Annotated in this window: 15 protein-coding genes; 6 read left to right on the forward strand and 9 right to left on the reverse strand. The window is 71.0% G+C overall.

The features are described 5' to 3' along the window. Positions 1 to 10 precede the first annotated feature (10 nt). Positions 11 to 1,150, reverse strand: coding sequence for a substrate-binding domain-containing protein (locus tag AB0H86_RS05230; RefSeq protein WP_362433141.1), 1,140 nt, complete (start codon positions 1,148 to 1,150; stop codon positions 11 to 13). Between the two features lie 207 nt (positions 1,151 to 1,357). Between AB0H86_RS05230 and AB0H86_RS05235 the strand changes: the two genes are divergently transcribed. Further along, positions 1,358 to 1,765 (forward strand): hypothetical protein, encoded by a 408-nt coding sequence (locus AB0H86_RS05235; protein WP_362433143.1) that lies wholly within the window; start codon positions 1,358 to 1,360, stop codon positions 1,763 to 1,765. Positions 1,766 to 1,884: 119 nt separating this feature from the next. Further along, a complete protein-coding gene (locus tag AB0H86_RS05240) occupies positions 1,885 to 2,802 on the forward strand; it encodes an MFS transporter (protein ID WP_362433145.1) in 918 nt (305 codons plus the stop codon). 54 nt (positions 2,803 to 2,856) lie between these two features. On the opposite strand, the gene AB0H86_RS05245 is transcribed toward AB0H86_RS05240, so the two are convergent. Then, positions 2,857 to 3,711: a helix-turn-helix transcriptional regulator gene (locus AB0H86_RS05245; RefSeq protein ID WP_362433147.1), complete on the reverse strand. Its 855-nt coding sequence runs from the start codon at positions 3,709 to 3,711 to the stop codon at positions 2,857 to 2,859. A gap of 99 nt (positions 3,712 to 3,810) precedes the next feature. Between AB0H86_RS05245 and AB0H86_RS05250 the strand changes: the two genes are divergently transcribed. Beyond that, positions 3,811 to 4,389: a YceI family protein gene (locus AB0H86_RS05250; RefSeq protein ID WP_362433149.1), complete on the forward strand. Its 579-nt coding sequence runs from the start codon at positions 3,811 to 3,813 to the stop codon at positions 4,387 to 4,389. Positions 4,390 to 4,541: 152 nt separating this feature from the next. Here the strand turns inward: AB0H86_RS05250 and AB0H86_RS05255 are convergent, their stop codons facing one another. From AB0H86_RS05255 to AB0H86_RS05275, 5 genes are all read right to left on the reverse strand, one after another. After that, positions 4,542 to 5,003, reverse strand: a complete 462-nt coding sequence (locus AB0H86_RS05255) for a hypothetical protein (protein ID WP_362433152.1) — start codon at positions 5,001 to 5,003, stop codon at positions 4,542 to 4,544. Between the two features lie 32 nt (positions 5,004 to 5,035). After that, positions 5,036 to 5,518, reverse strand: coding sequence for an SHOCT domain-containing protein (locus AB0H86_RS05260; protein WP_362433155.1), 483 nt, complete (start codon positions 5,516 to 5,518; stop codon positions 5,036 to 5,038). 280 nt (positions 5,519 to 5,798) lie between these two features. Beyond that, complete coding sequence (locus AB0H86_RS05265) at positions 5,799 to 6,488, reverse strand: HdeD family acid-resistance protein (protein WP_362433157.1); 690 nt, start codon at positions 6,486 to 6,488, stop codon at positions 5,799 to 5,801. 182 nt (positions 6,489 to 6,670) lie between these two features. Continuing rightward, the gene (locus AB0H86_RS05270) at positions 6,671 to 6,868 is read right to left on the reverse strand and encodes a hypothetical protein (protein WP_362433159.1); all 198 of its coding nucleotides are present in this window, start codon (positions 6,866 to 6,868) and stop codon (positions 6,671 to 6,673) included. A gap of 131 nt (positions 6,869 to 6,999) precedes the next feature. Continuing rightward, the gene (locus AB0H86_RS05275; protein ID WP_362433161.1) at positions 7,000 to 9,708 is read right to left on the reverse strand and encodes a LuxR C-terminal-related transcriptional regulator; all 2,709 of its coding nucleotides are present in this window, start codon (positions 9,706 to 9,708) and stop codon (positions 7,000 to 7,002) included. Between the two features lie 316 nt (positions 9,709 to 10,024). On the opposite strand from AB0H86_RS05275, the gene AB0H86_RS05280 reads away from it, so the two are divergent. The 3 genes from AB0H86_RS05280 to AB0H86_RS05290 all read left to right on the forward strand — a co-directional run bounded on the left by AB0H86_RS05280 (position 10,025) and on the right by AB0H86_RS05290 (position 13,126). Then, a complete protein-coding gene (locus tag AB0H86_RS05280; RefSeq protein ID WP_362433163.1) occupies positions 10,025 to 11,299 on the forward strand; it encodes a phosphatase PAP2 family protein in 1,275 nt (424 codons plus the stop codon). A 167-nt stretch (positions 11,300 to 11,466) separates the two neighbouring features. Further along, a complete protein-coding gene (locus tag AB0H86_RS05285; protein ID WP_362433165.1) occupies positions 11,467 to 11,940 on the forward strand; it encodes a hypothetical protein in 474 nt (157 codons plus the stop codon). Between the two features lie 538 nt (positions 11,941 to 12,478). Continuing rightward, positions 12,479 to 13,126, forward strand: coding sequence for a GntR family transcriptional regulator (locus AB0H86_RS05290; protein WP_362433167.1), 648 nt, complete (start codon positions 12,479 to 12,481; stop codon positions 13,124 to 13,126). A 19-nt stretch (positions 13,127 to 13,145) separates the two neighbouring features. On the opposite strand, the gene AB0H86_RS05295 is transcribed toward AB0H86_RS05290, so the two are convergent. After that, positions 13,146 to 13,484, reverse strand: a complete 339-nt coding sequence (locus AB0H86_RS05295; RefSeq protein WP_362433169.1) for a cupin domain-containing protein — start codon at positions 13,482 to 13,484, stop codon at positions 13,146 to 13,148. Then, on the reverse strand, positions 13,481 to 14,272 hold the full coding sequence (locus AB0H86_RS05300) for a carbon-nitrogen hydrolase family protein (protein WP_362433171.1): 792 nt from the start codon (positions 14,270 to 14,272) through the stop codon (positions 13,481 to 13,483). Before AB0H86_RS05300 ends, AB0H86_RS05295 begins: the two co-directional genes overlap by 4 nt. Positions 14,273 to 14,277: the final 5 nt, after the last annotated feature.

Below are 14,277 nucleotides of genomic sequence, written 5' to 3' on the forward strand. Positions count from 1 at the left end.
TCGGGGAAGCTCATGGGGTGAGTCCGGCCTTGTCGCAGGCGGACCGGAGCTTCGGGGTGCAGATCTGGTCAATGGTGTACATACCGTCCTTCACCAGAGTGTCCTTGATGTTGCCGACCGTCACCGAGACCGACGGCAGCAGGACCGCCGGGATGTCCTTGGTGGTGGCGCTGTCGACGGTGCCGGTGGCAATGGAGGCGACCGACTTGTCGCGGCCCAGGGCGACGGCCATGTCGACGGCGGCGTCGGCCGCGGGCTTGTACGGCTTGTATACGGTCATGTACTGGTCGCCCTTGACGATGCGCCGCACGGCCGCGAGGTCGGCGTCCTGGCCGGTGACCGGGGGCAGCGGCCTGACCGAGCTGGCGTTCAAGGCGGCGATGACGGCTCCGGCGAGGCTGTCGTTGGCGGCCAGAACGCCGTCGATATTGCCCGGGCCCAGAGAGGCGATGGCGCCGGTCATGTTGACGTAGGCGTTCTCCGGCCGCCATCCGACGGTGTCGTACGACTTGCCGATCCTCACCTTGCCGTTGAGGACGGAGAGCGCTCCCCGCTTGAACCAGCCGGCGTTGGGATCGATCGTGGCGCCGTTCATCATGACGATCTGGCCGCCGCGCGCCTTCGCTCCCATGGCCGTCAGGAGCGCCTGGCCCTGGAGCCTGCCGACCGTCGCGCCGTCGAAGGTGACGTAGCCGGAGATGGGGCCCTGCGCGAGTCGGTCGTAGGCGACGACCGGGATACCGGCCCGGTCCGCGGACTCGATCGACGAGCGCAGCGCCTCGGGGTCGATGGCGGCGACGATCAGGACGTCCACACCCCGGGTGATCATGGCTTCGAGCTGCTGCCGCTGGACCGCCGCCTCGGGCGTGGCCGCGACGGTCGCCGCCGGACAGTGCGGACACAGCCGCTTCAGCTGCTTCTCCATCAGGGGCCTGTCGAACTGCCCGAAGCGAGAGGCCCCGCCACCCGGGAGCAGCACCCCGACACTGATGCTGTCGTCACCACCGCCTCCGCTCCCGCTGCTCTCGCCGCAGGCTCCGGTCATCGCCAGACCGGCGGCAACGGCGACCGCCACAGACACACGGGAAGCGCGGGAGGCGCGGGTGACCCACCTGCGCTTCATGGCCGGAAGGCTGACACCGAGACCCATCGTCGGTTCCTTAGAGACATTTTTCCGAACATATCGGGTAATAGGCGTTTGATACCAAGCCTAACCAAGACGACGGTTTCGTCCCGTTGAGTTCCGACCGCCCGCTCCCCGCTGCCGCTCCTCCTGGAGCCCACGGGCTCATGTACTCGGGTGGAGCTGAGTACTTGCGCTCTGGTCGGCGAAGGGGCGAGCCGACACGCTGGGAACATGCACCCGAAATCACTGAAACCAGTTCTTCTCCAGCTGCTGCTGATCCTCGTGCTCGCAGGCGTGTCAGTGGCGGCGTGGGCCGCCTGGCTGGGCTGGGACCAGCATCGTGACGTACAGCCTGATGGCGCGACGACCGGCCCGTACGAGGCGTGGCAGGTGATCGGGCTGGTGCTGACCCTGCTGCTGCCGGTGTACCTGGCGGCATCCCGGCGCTACTTCGCGGGCGCCGTGCTCGGCACCACGGTCGGCCTGACCATCGCCGCCTTTTCCGACTGGTCGGACGATTCCAGCGGCCTCTTCGTGATCGGCGTGGGGATGGTCATGATGGGGACCCTCGTCGCGACCGCCGCCGCTTCCGCCGTGATCGCCTCCACGAAGCGAGCCGGACGACTGAACGGAGCCTGACGGCACGTCGCGTCGGGATTCCCCGACCGGCTGAGGGTGACACTGCCGGTGACAGTCTCCCCAGGGGTGCTGTCAAGGGGGGTCTGGCTGGTGAGGGCCGTGCGCCAGAGCCTGGTGGCATGACTACCGCTGATACCACCGCGACGGCCACCGCCGCGCAGCCGACCGCCGTACGTATGACCGGGCGTCAGGTCGCCGCTCTGATCGTGCTGCTGGCGTCGCAGTTCATGATGGCCGCCGACTTCTCCGCGTTGAACGTGGCGCTGCCCGAGGTCGGCACGTCGCTCGGGTTCTCCACGGGCAGCCTGCAGTGGATCACCACGACGTTCGCGTTGTGCGCCGCCGGATGCACGCTGGTGTTCGGACGTGTCGGGGACTACGTGGGACGGCGGCGCGTCTTCACCGCCGGGATGGTCGTCCTGGCCGTCTCCTCGCTGATCGGCGGCGTCGCGGACTCCGCCACGATGCTGCTGATCGCGCGCACTCTCCAGGGCCTGGCCACCGCCGCCGTCACGCCCGCCGCGCTCGCCCTGCTCACCACCGCCTTCACCGAGCCCGGCATGCGCACCCGCGCGCTCGGCCTCAACAGCGTGATGATGAGCTCCGGCTTCAGCGTCGGCGCGATCCTCGGCGGTGTCCTCGCGGACGTGTTCTCCTGGCGCTGGGCCTTCTTCATCAACATCCCCGTGGCCATCGCGGCCATCGTCATCGTGCCGATGGTCGTCGACGAGAGCCGCGCCGAACAGCGCAGCCGGATCGATCTCCCCGGCGCGGTGCTGATCACCCTGGGCCTGTTCGCCGGGATCTACGGCGTCACCCGCGTCGGCGAGGACGGCCTCGACCTGGTCGCGGGCCTCGCCCTGATCGCCGCCGCCGTCCTGCTCGGCGCCTTCTGGGCGGTGGAGAGCCGCACCGCGATTCCGCTCGATGTGGTCAGGAACGTCAGCCGCCTCCTGCCCGAACACGGCGACCTGGCCCTGAGCAACTCCTTCGGCTTCGGCGGCCACAACGCGGTGCTGGCGCTGCGCCGGCGCTGAGGTCGTCCCCCCACGGCAGCCGCCCCTACGCATGCGGGATGCGGCTCACGGAGGTCAGCCGCTCACCGCGCGCAGCGCTCCTGGCCTGCGGCCGTTGAGACGGTCGAGCGCGGTGGCTGTGGCTTCGTCGGCCGGGGTGTGCACCACCAGGCGCTGGCCCTCGTCCGGGAGCGCGAGCGTCTCGTACGACAGACGTAGGCGGCCCACCTCGGGGTGGTCCACGAGCTCGGTCCCGAACCGGGCGGGCCGTACCGGAACGGCGGCGAGCCGGTCGCTGAACGGCGCACCCGCCGCCGTCAGTTCCTCGGCCAGGGCGGCCACATGAGGGTCGTGCAGCGAGGTCTCCTCGCGCAGATGGGCGACCTGCTCGTCGGCCAGCCTGTCCCATCCGGGGTACACCGCGCGAGCCCGCTCGTCGGTGAACAGATACCGCAGCAGGTTGGGTGGGTCCGCGTCGAGGAGGCCGAGCGGGCGGGCGTACCGCTCGTAGCCCCCGGTGTACGCCACGATGTCCCCCATCCAGTTGAGCAGGACGGCCGGTGTGGGCTCCAGGCGGTCGAGGAGCGACCGGAGGGTGGCGCGCACCGTGCGCGTCCGCGGTGCGGTGACCGACTGGCACAGCCACTTGTTCGCGCCGTGGTCCTTGGCCAGCCGGTGCAACAGGACATGGTCCGCCGTGTCCAGGTGAAGGGCGTCGCCGATCGCGGTGAGCACCTGGGGCGAGGGGTTGCGGTCGCGGCCCTGCTCAAGCCGGGCGAGGTACTCGACGCTGATGCCGGCGAGGCCGGCGAGCTCGGCGCGGCGCAGCCCCGGTGTGCGGCGGCGGAAGCCCGCGGGCAGGCCCACCTCGGCGGGGGTCACGGCTTCGCGACGAGCACGCAGGAAGACGCCCAACTCGTTGTCCTTCACCTGCCGAACGTACAACGCCTGCCGTCGCGGAGGGTGGCCCTGCCAGTACGACTCTTCGCCCGGCCTCCCTACCCCGCCACGGAGCTCGCACGATGAGGCATGAGCAATGACAACTCCGCGAACACCGCTGCCACTTCCGTCGCCGCACTGCCCCTTTCCCCCGGCGACTGGGAACTCGATCCCCTTCACTCGGCGGTCAACTTCAGCATCCGCCACCTCGGGATCGCCAAGGTGCGCGGCCGGTTCACCGGTTTCACGGCCGGGCTGTACGTCGGTGAGACGCTCGACGACACGCGGGTGAGCGCCGAGGTCGCCCTTGCCTCCATCGACACCGGGAACTCCGACCGCGACGCGCACACCCGCTCGGCCGAACTGCTCGACGTGGAGAAGCGGCCGACGATGACGTTCCGCTCGACGCGGGTGTCCGGGGAGGGCGAGAACTGGACGGTGGCGGGGGACCTGACCATCGGGGACGTGACCCGTCCGCTCACGCTCGCCGTCGAACTGGGCGGGGTGGTGGACTTCCCTCTGGATCAGCGCAGGCACGCCGGGTTCGAGGCGACGGGTGAGATCCGGCGCGGCGACTTCGGACTGGACTTCGGGACCGGGCTCCTCGGCGATGTCGTCAAGATCCACCTTGACATTCAGTTCGTCGAACCGCAGAGCCAGAACGGATGAGGGCTGGTGGCTGAGGGCTGACGGCTGGTGACTGGTGGCTGACGGCGGAACGTGCGGCGTCCTTCAGGGGCGCCGCACGTTCCACTCCGGCCTCGGCCGGTCAAGTCGGTTGACTCCGTTGGGCGTTCACAGCCCGCCGGGCACGGCGTCGCTCACACGTGGTGCGGGGTGCGCTCGTACGGGGTGCTCTCGTACGGGACGTAGGAGTCGTCCTGTCGGACCACGCACAGTGCCCAGATGATGAAGCCCGAGATCGCGATCATCACGACCGACCAGACCGGGTAGTACGGCAGGGAGAGGAAGTTGGCGATCATGACGAGTCCGGCGATGGCCACGCCGGCGAAACGCGCCCACGTCGCGGTCCGGATCAGTCCGAAGCCGACGAGCACGGCGAGCACGCCCAGGACGAGATGGATCCAGCCCCAGCTGGTCAGGTCGAACTTGAAGACGTAGTCGTTCGTCGTGACGAAGACGTCGTCCTCGGCGATCCCCATGATGCCCCGGAAGATGTCGAGTACGCCCGCAAGCATGAGCATGACGGCTGCGAAGACTGTCAGGCCGCTTGCCCATTCCTGCTTCGCGGTGTGCGCCGAGGGGGTGTGTGTCGCGGTCATCCTGCTGCCTCGTTTCGTGTCGTCCTGCGTGCTCAGCGATCGGAGGTCGAGGTGTGGGTGGAGCTGGTGGCGGCGCCCTGGCGTTCCGTCGGACCGTGGCCGGTCAGGACCAGTTCCTTCGCCCTGCGGAACTCCTCGTCGGTGATGTCGCCGCTGGCGCGGATCTGGGACAGCTTGGCGAGTTCGTCGGCGCTGCTGGGCCGGCCCTCGCCGTGGGCGGTCTCCCCGACGTAGCTGTCGAACGCCTCCTGCTGTGCGCGCGCCTGCGCCATTTCCCGGCGGCCCATGTTCTTGCCGCGGGCGATCACGTAGACGAAGACGCCCAGGAAGGGCAGCACGATGACGAACACCAGCCAGCCGGTTTTCGTCCAGCCGCCCATGGTGTCGTCACGGAAGATGTCGACGATGATGCGGAAGAGCAGGACGAACCACATGATCCACAGGAAGAACACGAGCATGGTCCAGAAGGCGCTCAGCAGCGGATAGTCGTACGCCAGGTTCATCTGCGCGCTCATGGTCCGTCCTCCGTCCCGGGCGCTCGCCCGGCAGCCGTTCTGTGCCGTCTCAGCGTGCCCACGGCAACCACCGGGCGGCCTCACCCGACGCGGGTGAATGTGCGAGCCGCGGGCCCTGGACGACGCGTTCCGCGGTCGGGTCATGAGTCGGACTTCGTGCGCTCGCCGGGTGCGGTGGCCCGCTGGTACGGGCGCTGACCGGTGCGACGGCTGCCGACACCGGTGCGCGCCCGGTGCGCGTCCGGTGTCTGCAGCCGCCGGGGCGGCAGGCGCTGCGGTGTCAGACCGGCGTGGTGGGGCCGGGCGGGCCCGTGGCGCGCGCCTTGCGGAGTGCGGCCCGCCACGCGATCGCGACCATCGCCTCGGCCAGGCCGAGCAGGACGAGCCACAGGCCGAGCAGCCGGGTCAGGGCGCGGGCCGACTCGGTCGGCAGGGCGAGCACCACGATTCCCGCGACGATGCCGAGCACCGCGCTGGCGAGGACGACACCACGATGCGGCAGGTCCTTGGCGGCGATGGCCGTGTAGAGGGTGACGATGCCGGACACGAGCCAGAGGAGCCCGACGACCAGTGAGAGCGCGGCGATGGTCTGCAGCGGGTTCCGCAGGCACAGCACTCCGGCCAGGACGTACAGCACGGCCAGGAGCACTCCCGGAAGCCGTTCGCCGTGCCCTTCCCCGGCGAACACGGCCACGAATCGGAACGCCCCGTTCACCAGCAGATACAGGCCGACGAGGACCGCCATGACATGCAGGGTCTCGTCCGGCCAGACCAGTACCAGGATGCCCGGCACCAGCGTCGCGACCGCCGAGCCCAGGATCCAGGTCCAGGACCGGCCGAGGCGCGCCAGTACGTCGGCGGGGTCGCCCATCGGGCCGAGGCCGGCCTGGTCGCCCACCGGGCCGGGGGCCGTCCCGTCGGGCCCGTGTCCCGGTCCGGTACCCGGTGCCGGACCATGCGGTATGGCCATGGCTCCTCCTCGGGAGATCGAAGGATGCGATCGAAGGATGCGACCGGACCGCCGAGGGAGGCCGACGGGGCGGTGCGCGGGGACCTGACCGCTTCAGCGTTCCGCGCGCCGCGGACCACCGCGTCACCCACGGCGGGTGATCCGCCCGCACCACCGTGGCGGTGGGTGGCAACGGGACCCGATCACTCCGGCAGCTGCCGCATCTCCACGACGCGCAGTCCCAGCGACTGGCAGCGGGCCAGCAGCCCGTACAGGTGCGCCTCGTCCACGACAGGGCCGTACAGGACGGTCTGGCCGGACATCGCCACGTGGCCCAGCTCCGGGAATGCCTTGGCGAGCGTTTCCGACAGGTGTCCGTCGATCCGGATCTCGTAGCGCATGAGCTGTCCTCCGACGGGGAGCCTGGGGACTGTTGACGGGCCCGTTCCCGGCGATCGTCCGTCTCAGCGCCTCGCGGGGCATCACCCGGCACAGGTGACCTGCCGCCCGGCCCTCGGCGTCAGAAGGCGCTTCACAGCAGCCGGAGGTCGCGTGCGCGGCGTACCGCGTCGTTGCGCCGGTTCACCCCCAGCTTCCGGTAGGCGCTCTTGAGGTGGGTCTTCACCGTGTTCACCGACACGTAGAGGTCGGCGGCGATCTCCTGCGTCGACATCATCGCGGCCAGCCGCCGCAGAACGTCGAGTTCGCGCCCGCTCAGCTCCACCGCGACGAGCGGCGAGGACGGCGTTTCTGGCCGGCACGCTTCGGGCCGGAACGCTTCGGGCCCGTGCGGCTCACCGCGTCGCGGCGGGCCGGGGACGAGCCAGCCCGCGGCCAGCTCGTGGAGCGGCGGCGTGGCCAGGAGAGGCCGGAGCCACGCCAGGGCGTCGAGGAACGGACGCCGCAACCGCTCACGCCGGGCGTCGAGCAGGGCCTGTGCGACGAGCCTCCGGGCGGTGGCCGCGTCGCCCGCCCCCGCCGCGGCCTGAGCCCTCACCAGCGCCGCCCGGACGGTCACGGCCGGACCGGTCCGGGACCCGGTGCGGACGCCGTCGAGCAGGTCGATCGCTGCCTCGGGGTGGCCTGCGGCGAGGTGTATCCGGGCGGCCTCCACGGCCCACGTCGGCTGGTCCTCGGACACGCCTCGCAGGTACTCCGCGGCCTTCTCCGGCTGTCCTTGGGCCAGGTGTGCCGCGGAGGCGACCAGCGCTTCGTGGCTCGCCGCCCAGGGTGAGACTACGGCGGCCGAGACGGCCGGAGTCGCCGCCTCGACGGCGGCTCCGGCGTTGCCCCGGACCAGCAGGAGACGGGCCGTGGCGAGGGCGCGTGCCGCCGCCGGCACCGGATCGCGAGTGTCCGGGCGCGGGTGGGCCGTCTCGTCGAGGAGCGCCTGGGCCGGCCCCAGTTCGTCACGGTCGACGGCCACGGCGGCCAGGACCAGCCGCCCGATCTCGGACCCGTTCGGCCGCGGCAGGTTGAGCCGCTCCGCCTCGGACACCGCCGCCAGTGCCTTTCGCTCCGCCCTGCCGAGCCAGCCGTTCAGGTAGTCGATCAGCGCCAGGTGTCCCATCGACTCCTCCCGGGGAAGCACGGTGGAGGCTTCGCCGGGAGCACCGGCCACGGCGGACAGGGCGGCGCGGGCGTCCTCGAACCGCCCGGCCCACAGGCGCGCGGAGCCCAGGTGTGTGAGCAGGAGCGCGGTGAGCTCGGGATGCTTGTCCAGGAGGCTCGCGGGGATCTCCTTCCGCAGTTCACCGGCCGCCTCGGCGGCCTTTTCGGCCTGTGGGGGAGAACCGGTCAGCCGGGCGGCCAGTGCCTCCAGCAGCGCACAGCTCAGTCGCGGGGCCGCCGAGTCGGGCGCGTCGGCGGCCAGACGCTGTTCGGCCTGACGCAGGTGGGCGAGGCCGTGGTCGAGGTCGAACCGGGAGAGGTCGCGGGCCGCCCGTACGAGCTCCGTGGCGGGGCTCGCGGCTTCGGGGCCCATCCGGGAGAACAGCTGGGCCAGGTCGTCGGAGCGCGGGCCGGTGAAGAGCTGTCCGATCGCCAGGTCGTCGACGAGGACGGCGGCGGTGAGATCCCAGTCGCTCGCGGCGGCGCCGTGGGCGAGTGCCTCGGGCAGGGTCCCGGAGCGGCGCAGCCACTGCGCGGCCCGTCGGTGCAGTTCTGGCTCCAGCCCGGGCAGACGTACGCGCAGATGGGCCCGGAGAATCTCCCGGAACAGTGGGTGGAGCCGGTACCACGCGTGTCCGACGTGCTCGACGAAGGCGTTCGCGCGGTGCAGCTCGACCAGGAGGGGCTCGGCATCGCTCCGGTCGGTCAGCACGTTCGCCAGATCGGGACAGAAGTCCTCCAGGACGCTGACGCGCAGCAGGAGGTCCTGGGTCTGCTCCGTCTGCCGCTTGAGCACCTCGGCCAGCAGGAAGTCCGCGACCGTGCTCCGGTCCGCCTCGAACTCCTTGAGGTAGACCTCCGGGTCGGCGCTCTCCAGAGCGGCCAGGGCGCACAGGCGCAAGCCGGCGGCCCAGCCCCGGGTGCGGTTTACCAGGGCGCGTGTGGCGGGGGCGGGAAGGCTCAGACCGTGCATCTCCAGCAGGGAGTCGGCCTCCTCCGGGGTGAAGGCCAGCTCCGCGGCGCGGATCTCCGTCAGCCGGCCGTCCGCCCGGTAACGGTGCAGCGGAAGCAGTGGTTCGGTGCGGGTGACGAGGATCAGGCGTATGCCCCGCCCGGCGTGGTGCAGGACGAACTCCAGCTGTTCCGCGACCTCCGGGGCACTCACGCGGTCGTACTCGTCGAGCAGGACGACCACGGGCTGGTCACGAGCGTCCAGTTCGGCGGCGAGCGCTGCCAGCAGCCCGTGGTCCACCTGGGTCGCGTCCGCCGGAAACCCGACCGCGCCGGGCGCCAGGGCACCGCAGGCGCGCAGGGCCTGGAGGACGTACGACCAGAACACTCCGGGACGCTGGTCCCCCACCTCGGCGGTGAGCCAGGCGACCGGCTGCCGCAGGCCGGCGGCCCAGTCGGCGGCCAGCAGGGTCTTGCCCGCGCCGGCCGCTCCGATCACCAGCGTCAACGGCGTCCGTAGAGCCTGGTCGAGGTGCTGGACCAGGCGCTGCCGCCGCAGGAAGGTGCCGGGCCGCGTCGGCAGGGCGAACCGGCTGAGCAGAAACGGATCCCCCAGGGGATCGGCGTCCGGAACGGTCCGAGCGGTCGGTCCTGGAGCGTTCTCCTCGGTCTGTGCCACGGCGCCCACCACCACTGTCCGTCAGGGTCAGGGTCAGGTCAGGTCATGAGCAGCGCTTCCTGACTCAGCATCGCAGTGTTTCGGCCCCTCCGCGCGGTACGCCCTCCCGGCCCGCCGGAACCCGGACTATGATCCCGCCGTCTTCTTCTGCGTGGAGGAGAAAGCGACCTTTTCGTGGGAAACCAAAAGATATGAAATCGACTGAAAATTGAGATATATACCGGCATGGGTGTTTTCACGAATAAGCCGCGGAACTGAGGCGCCCAAGTTCTCCGAGTGGCGTCAACCACGGGCGGGACTATGGGCCTTGGCGGGTGTGGCGACTCTCGGGTTCCTCGTCGCGATGGAGATCGTCGCGCGTCGCTACGGCATACCGGGGCCGCTCACCACCCAGGTGGGAGAGGTGATATTCGCCCCCAAACCGGGACCGCTGTACGCCGGTATGGCGTTGATGATGGTGGTGCTCACCTGGCGGCAGCGGTTCGTCGCGGCCGGTGTCGCGATCGGCATCGACATCGTCTTCGTACTGGCACGGTGGGCGCTCGACGCCAAGGTGACCGACGGTCGTTTCTTCGGCAACGGCGCGTTGTGGGTGATGCTGGGTTGCGCGGTCATCGCCGTCACGCGCCGCACCGGCCAGGAACGTGTCCTGCTGCTGAAGGGCGTCGGGCTGGGCCTGCTGCTGGTGGCCGGCCGCAAGACGGGCGACACCTGGCTGCTCATCACGTCGAAGACCCGCCCGCTGGTGCTCGACCAGTACGTGGCAACCGCCGATCACGCCCTGGGCGACCCGTCCTGGCTGGCGGGCCGGATCGTCACGGCCACCGGCCCGATCGGCAGCCATGTCCTTCACTTCGTCTACGGTCAGCTCGCGGTGGCCGCGGTCGTCGTCGCGCTGTACCAGCTGCGCGATGTGGCCGCCGAGCGCCGCTTCCCGGGCCACCATCTGGTGCGCACCTTTCTGGTGATCGGCCTCCTCGGGCCGGGCATCTACATGCTCTTCCCGGTGGTGGGACCGGTCTTCGCCTACGGCCCGGGCGCCTCCGGCACCGGCGGCGTGCAGTGGGCACTGGCCAACCTGTGGCCCCACACGCCGCCGCCGCTCGCCATCCCGCAACCGATGCCCTACGACGGGATCACCCCCCGCAACTGCGTGCCCAGCCTGCACACGGCGTGGGCCACCGCGATCTTCATTCATTCCCGCAAGGGCCCACGGTTTCTGCGCTACGCCGGCACGTTCTGGCTGATCGCCACGCTCGCCGCGACGCTGGGATTCGGCTACCACTACGGCGTGGATCTCGTGGCCGGCGTGGTCTTCGCGCTCACGATCGAGGCGGCGCTGCGCTCCTTCGACCGCGGCTGGGACCGGTCAGGAATCCAACTGGTCACCTACGGTGCGACGGTCTTCGCCGCGCTCCTGGTGTCGTATCGCTATCTGCCGATGGAGATGGCCGAATATCCGTGGGTGTTCGGCCCACTTCTCCTTCTGGCGGTGGCCTCAGTGGTCTACGGCTATATGCGGACCACCAAGCTGTGGGATCCGAAGGCCGTACCGGCGCAGCGATCGGAACCGCGACTCGAACCGGCTTGAGGCATGGTGCCTCGGATTGCGGGCGTCGCTGCCGCCGCCGACGCCACCGCGCCCCCGGTGAAGGCGGGACGCGCGGTGCGGCCGGACGGCGGCTGTGTCGTGGGATACCGGGCGGCTACCAGGCGAGGGCGTCCGCCGGGTTGTCCTGCCAGTACCTGCCGGGCTGGGTGAATGCGCACGGCGCCATCGCCGCCGACGAGCAGCGGGTGGCGCTGACCGTCCAGGGCACCGGGGACGAAACCGTCGTCATCGAGTCCCTGCACGTCCGTGTGGTCGACTCCAGCGCGCCCCAGGCCTGGAACGCCTACCTGGGGTCGTCGGGCTGCGGCGGCGGCGTGGAGACCAGGTCGTTCGACACGGACCTCGACGCCGGTCACCCCACCATCGTGCCGAAGGCCGGCCAACGCGGTGTCCCCTACAAGGTCAGCCAGTCCGACCCCGAGGTGCTGTACATCACCGCCCATGCCGACGCCCACGATGTGCACTGGTACGTGGAGCTGCAGTGGTCCAGCGGCGGCCGTCAGGGCACCACCCGCATCGACGACCACGGAAAACCGTTCCGCACCAGCGGCAGCCAGGGCCGCCCCCTCTACGAGTACCTGGTCGGCGGCACCGAATGGTTCCGCGTGACGGAGAACTGATCTCCAGGGTCCCGACAACGGGGCGGCCAGGGCGGCCAGTTGAGCCGGGCCGACGGGAGGCATCCCGTCGGGGTACCGGCCGTGGACGTGCACATCGACGGCCCCGAGCTCAAGGCACTGGCCCCCTGCGCCGCTGACACCCGGCCGAGCGTTCCGCCCAGGCGGCCGAGCTCGGATGGGTCCTCGGCGACAGCGCACCCGCGTCCACGTGCGACCTGCCGCACGCCGGTACGCAGGCCGAACGCGCCCTGCGACGCGCCATCGCCGCCGGGACGCCCGCCGTCGTCCACACCACCGACCCCCTCACCCTCCACGCGCTCGTCGCCCCGTCCGACGCCCGCGAACTCGCCCGCACCCGCTTCGCCCCCCTGGACCGGGCCGGCCCACCAGGCGCCCCGGTCCTCCTCGACACCCCTGCGGACCTGGCTGACCCTCCACGGCAGCTCGCGGCAGGGCGTGGACGCGGCCCGCTCCACGAATGCGTCGCCGTCGGAGGCTCCCCACGAAAGGCGCGTGGTAGCGTCCGTATACAAGGTGTATGCGACAGCTGGGGGTTGCCGTGACGTCGGGTCGGGACAAGGCGTACGCGTATCTCAAGGACACGGTGCTGACGGATCCCGGGATGCAGGGCGCCTTCCTGTCGGAGCAGGAGCTCGCGGACCGTATCGGCGTCTCCCGCACGCCCGTCCGGGAAGCGCTGCTGCAGCTCGCCGCCGAGGACCTGGTCGAGCTGGTGCCCAAGCGGGGTGCCCGGGTGTCCCCCCTGACGGGACGGGAGATCCGCGAGCTCATGGAGCTGCGGGGGATCGTCGAGCGGTACGCCGCCCAGCAGCTCGTCTCCGCGGGAGCAGCGTCGGTGGCGGAGCTGCGGTCCCTGCTGGAACGGCAGCGCGAGCTCACCGGTGCCGACCAGGCCCGGGAGTTCATCGCCGTGGACCACCGCTTCCACTCGGCCCTGGTGTCCGCCGTCGGCAATGCCCTCCTCGACCGGCACTACGACGGCCTGCGCAGCCGCCAAGTCCGTGCCGGAGTGGTCGCCCTCTTCAACCAGCAGGGCCGTCAGCAGGCGGTGCTGGAGGAACACGAGGCCATCCTGGACGCCCTGGCCGCCGGTGACGCGCAGGCCGCGTGGGCCGCCATCGACCACCATCTGGAGTCGACGCTCAAGGTACTGCTCGCGGGTTAGGGCCCCTGCCGATCCGGGGCTACGGGTATGTGATCACCAGCATGGTGACGCCGTCCCGGGAGGTCCAGGGGCCGTGCGGCATCCCGGGCGGGCGGCAGGCGTACATGCCCGCGGTGAAGGTCCGGTCGAGCGTCAGGTCGTGCAGCGCTCCCTCGACGAGGTAGACCTCCTCCCAGAAGTCGTGGCGGGTCACGCCGTCCGCCGAGGTGTCGGTGCCCGGCGCCCAGCGGACGAGCGCCGTACGGGACCGGCGCTCGGGGTCGTCCGCCAGGACGCGCTCCTCGACACCCGGGCCGGCGCCGGCCGGGGTCCGCCACGGTCCGTCGGGCAGATGGAACTCCAGCTCGGGCTTGCTCACCGCCACACCTCCGGGCGCCTGTTGGCCAGCACGGAGGTCCGCTGCCGGACCGCGGCGACCTCGTCGATGTCCAGGTCGGCCACCAGCAGCTCGGGCTCGGCGCCCAGAGCGTGCCGTACGGTCCCGTCGGGTCCGACGACGAGACTGTGCCCGATCCCCGTCGGGGCAGGACCCGGGCCGGTGCCGGGGTCGGCCTGGCCGACGGCGGCGAGCCATACGGTGGCGTCCAGCGCACGGGCCCGCGCCAACAGCTCCCACTGCTCGCGCTTGCCGGGCCCGGCGCCCCAGGAGGCGGCCAGCAGGGTGGCGACGGCTCCGGCATCGGCGTGCGCCCGGAACAGCTCCGGGAAACGGATGTCGTAGCAGGTGGCCAGGCCCAGCCGTACGCCGTCCACGTCGATGACCGTCGTAGCGGAACCCGCGGCGACGGTGTCGGACTCGCGGAAGCCGAAGGCGTCGTAGAGATGGATCTTGTCGTACGACGCCTCGACCCCGGGCCCGGTGGCGAGCAGGGTGTTGGTCACGCGGCCCCCGGTGGCCGGGGTGAACAGGCCGGCCACGACGACCGTTCCGGTGGCGCGGGCGATCCGCCGCACGCCGTCGGCCCACGGTCCGTCCAGGGGCTCGGCGAGCGGTGCCAATGGGGTGCCGAAGCAGGCCATCGACGCCTCCGGGAAGACGACGACGCGAGCTCCGGCGTCCGCTGCCCGCCGTGTCCATTCTTCGACGAGCCGGAGGTTCTTCTCGGGGCCGGGGCCGGTGGTGAGCTGACTCAGGGCGATCCGCACGGTGC

This window comes from Streptomyces sp. NPDC050997 (assembly GCF_040660135.1).
GTDB lineage: Bacteria > Actinomycetota > Actinomycetes > Streptomycetales > Streptomycetaceae > Streptomyces.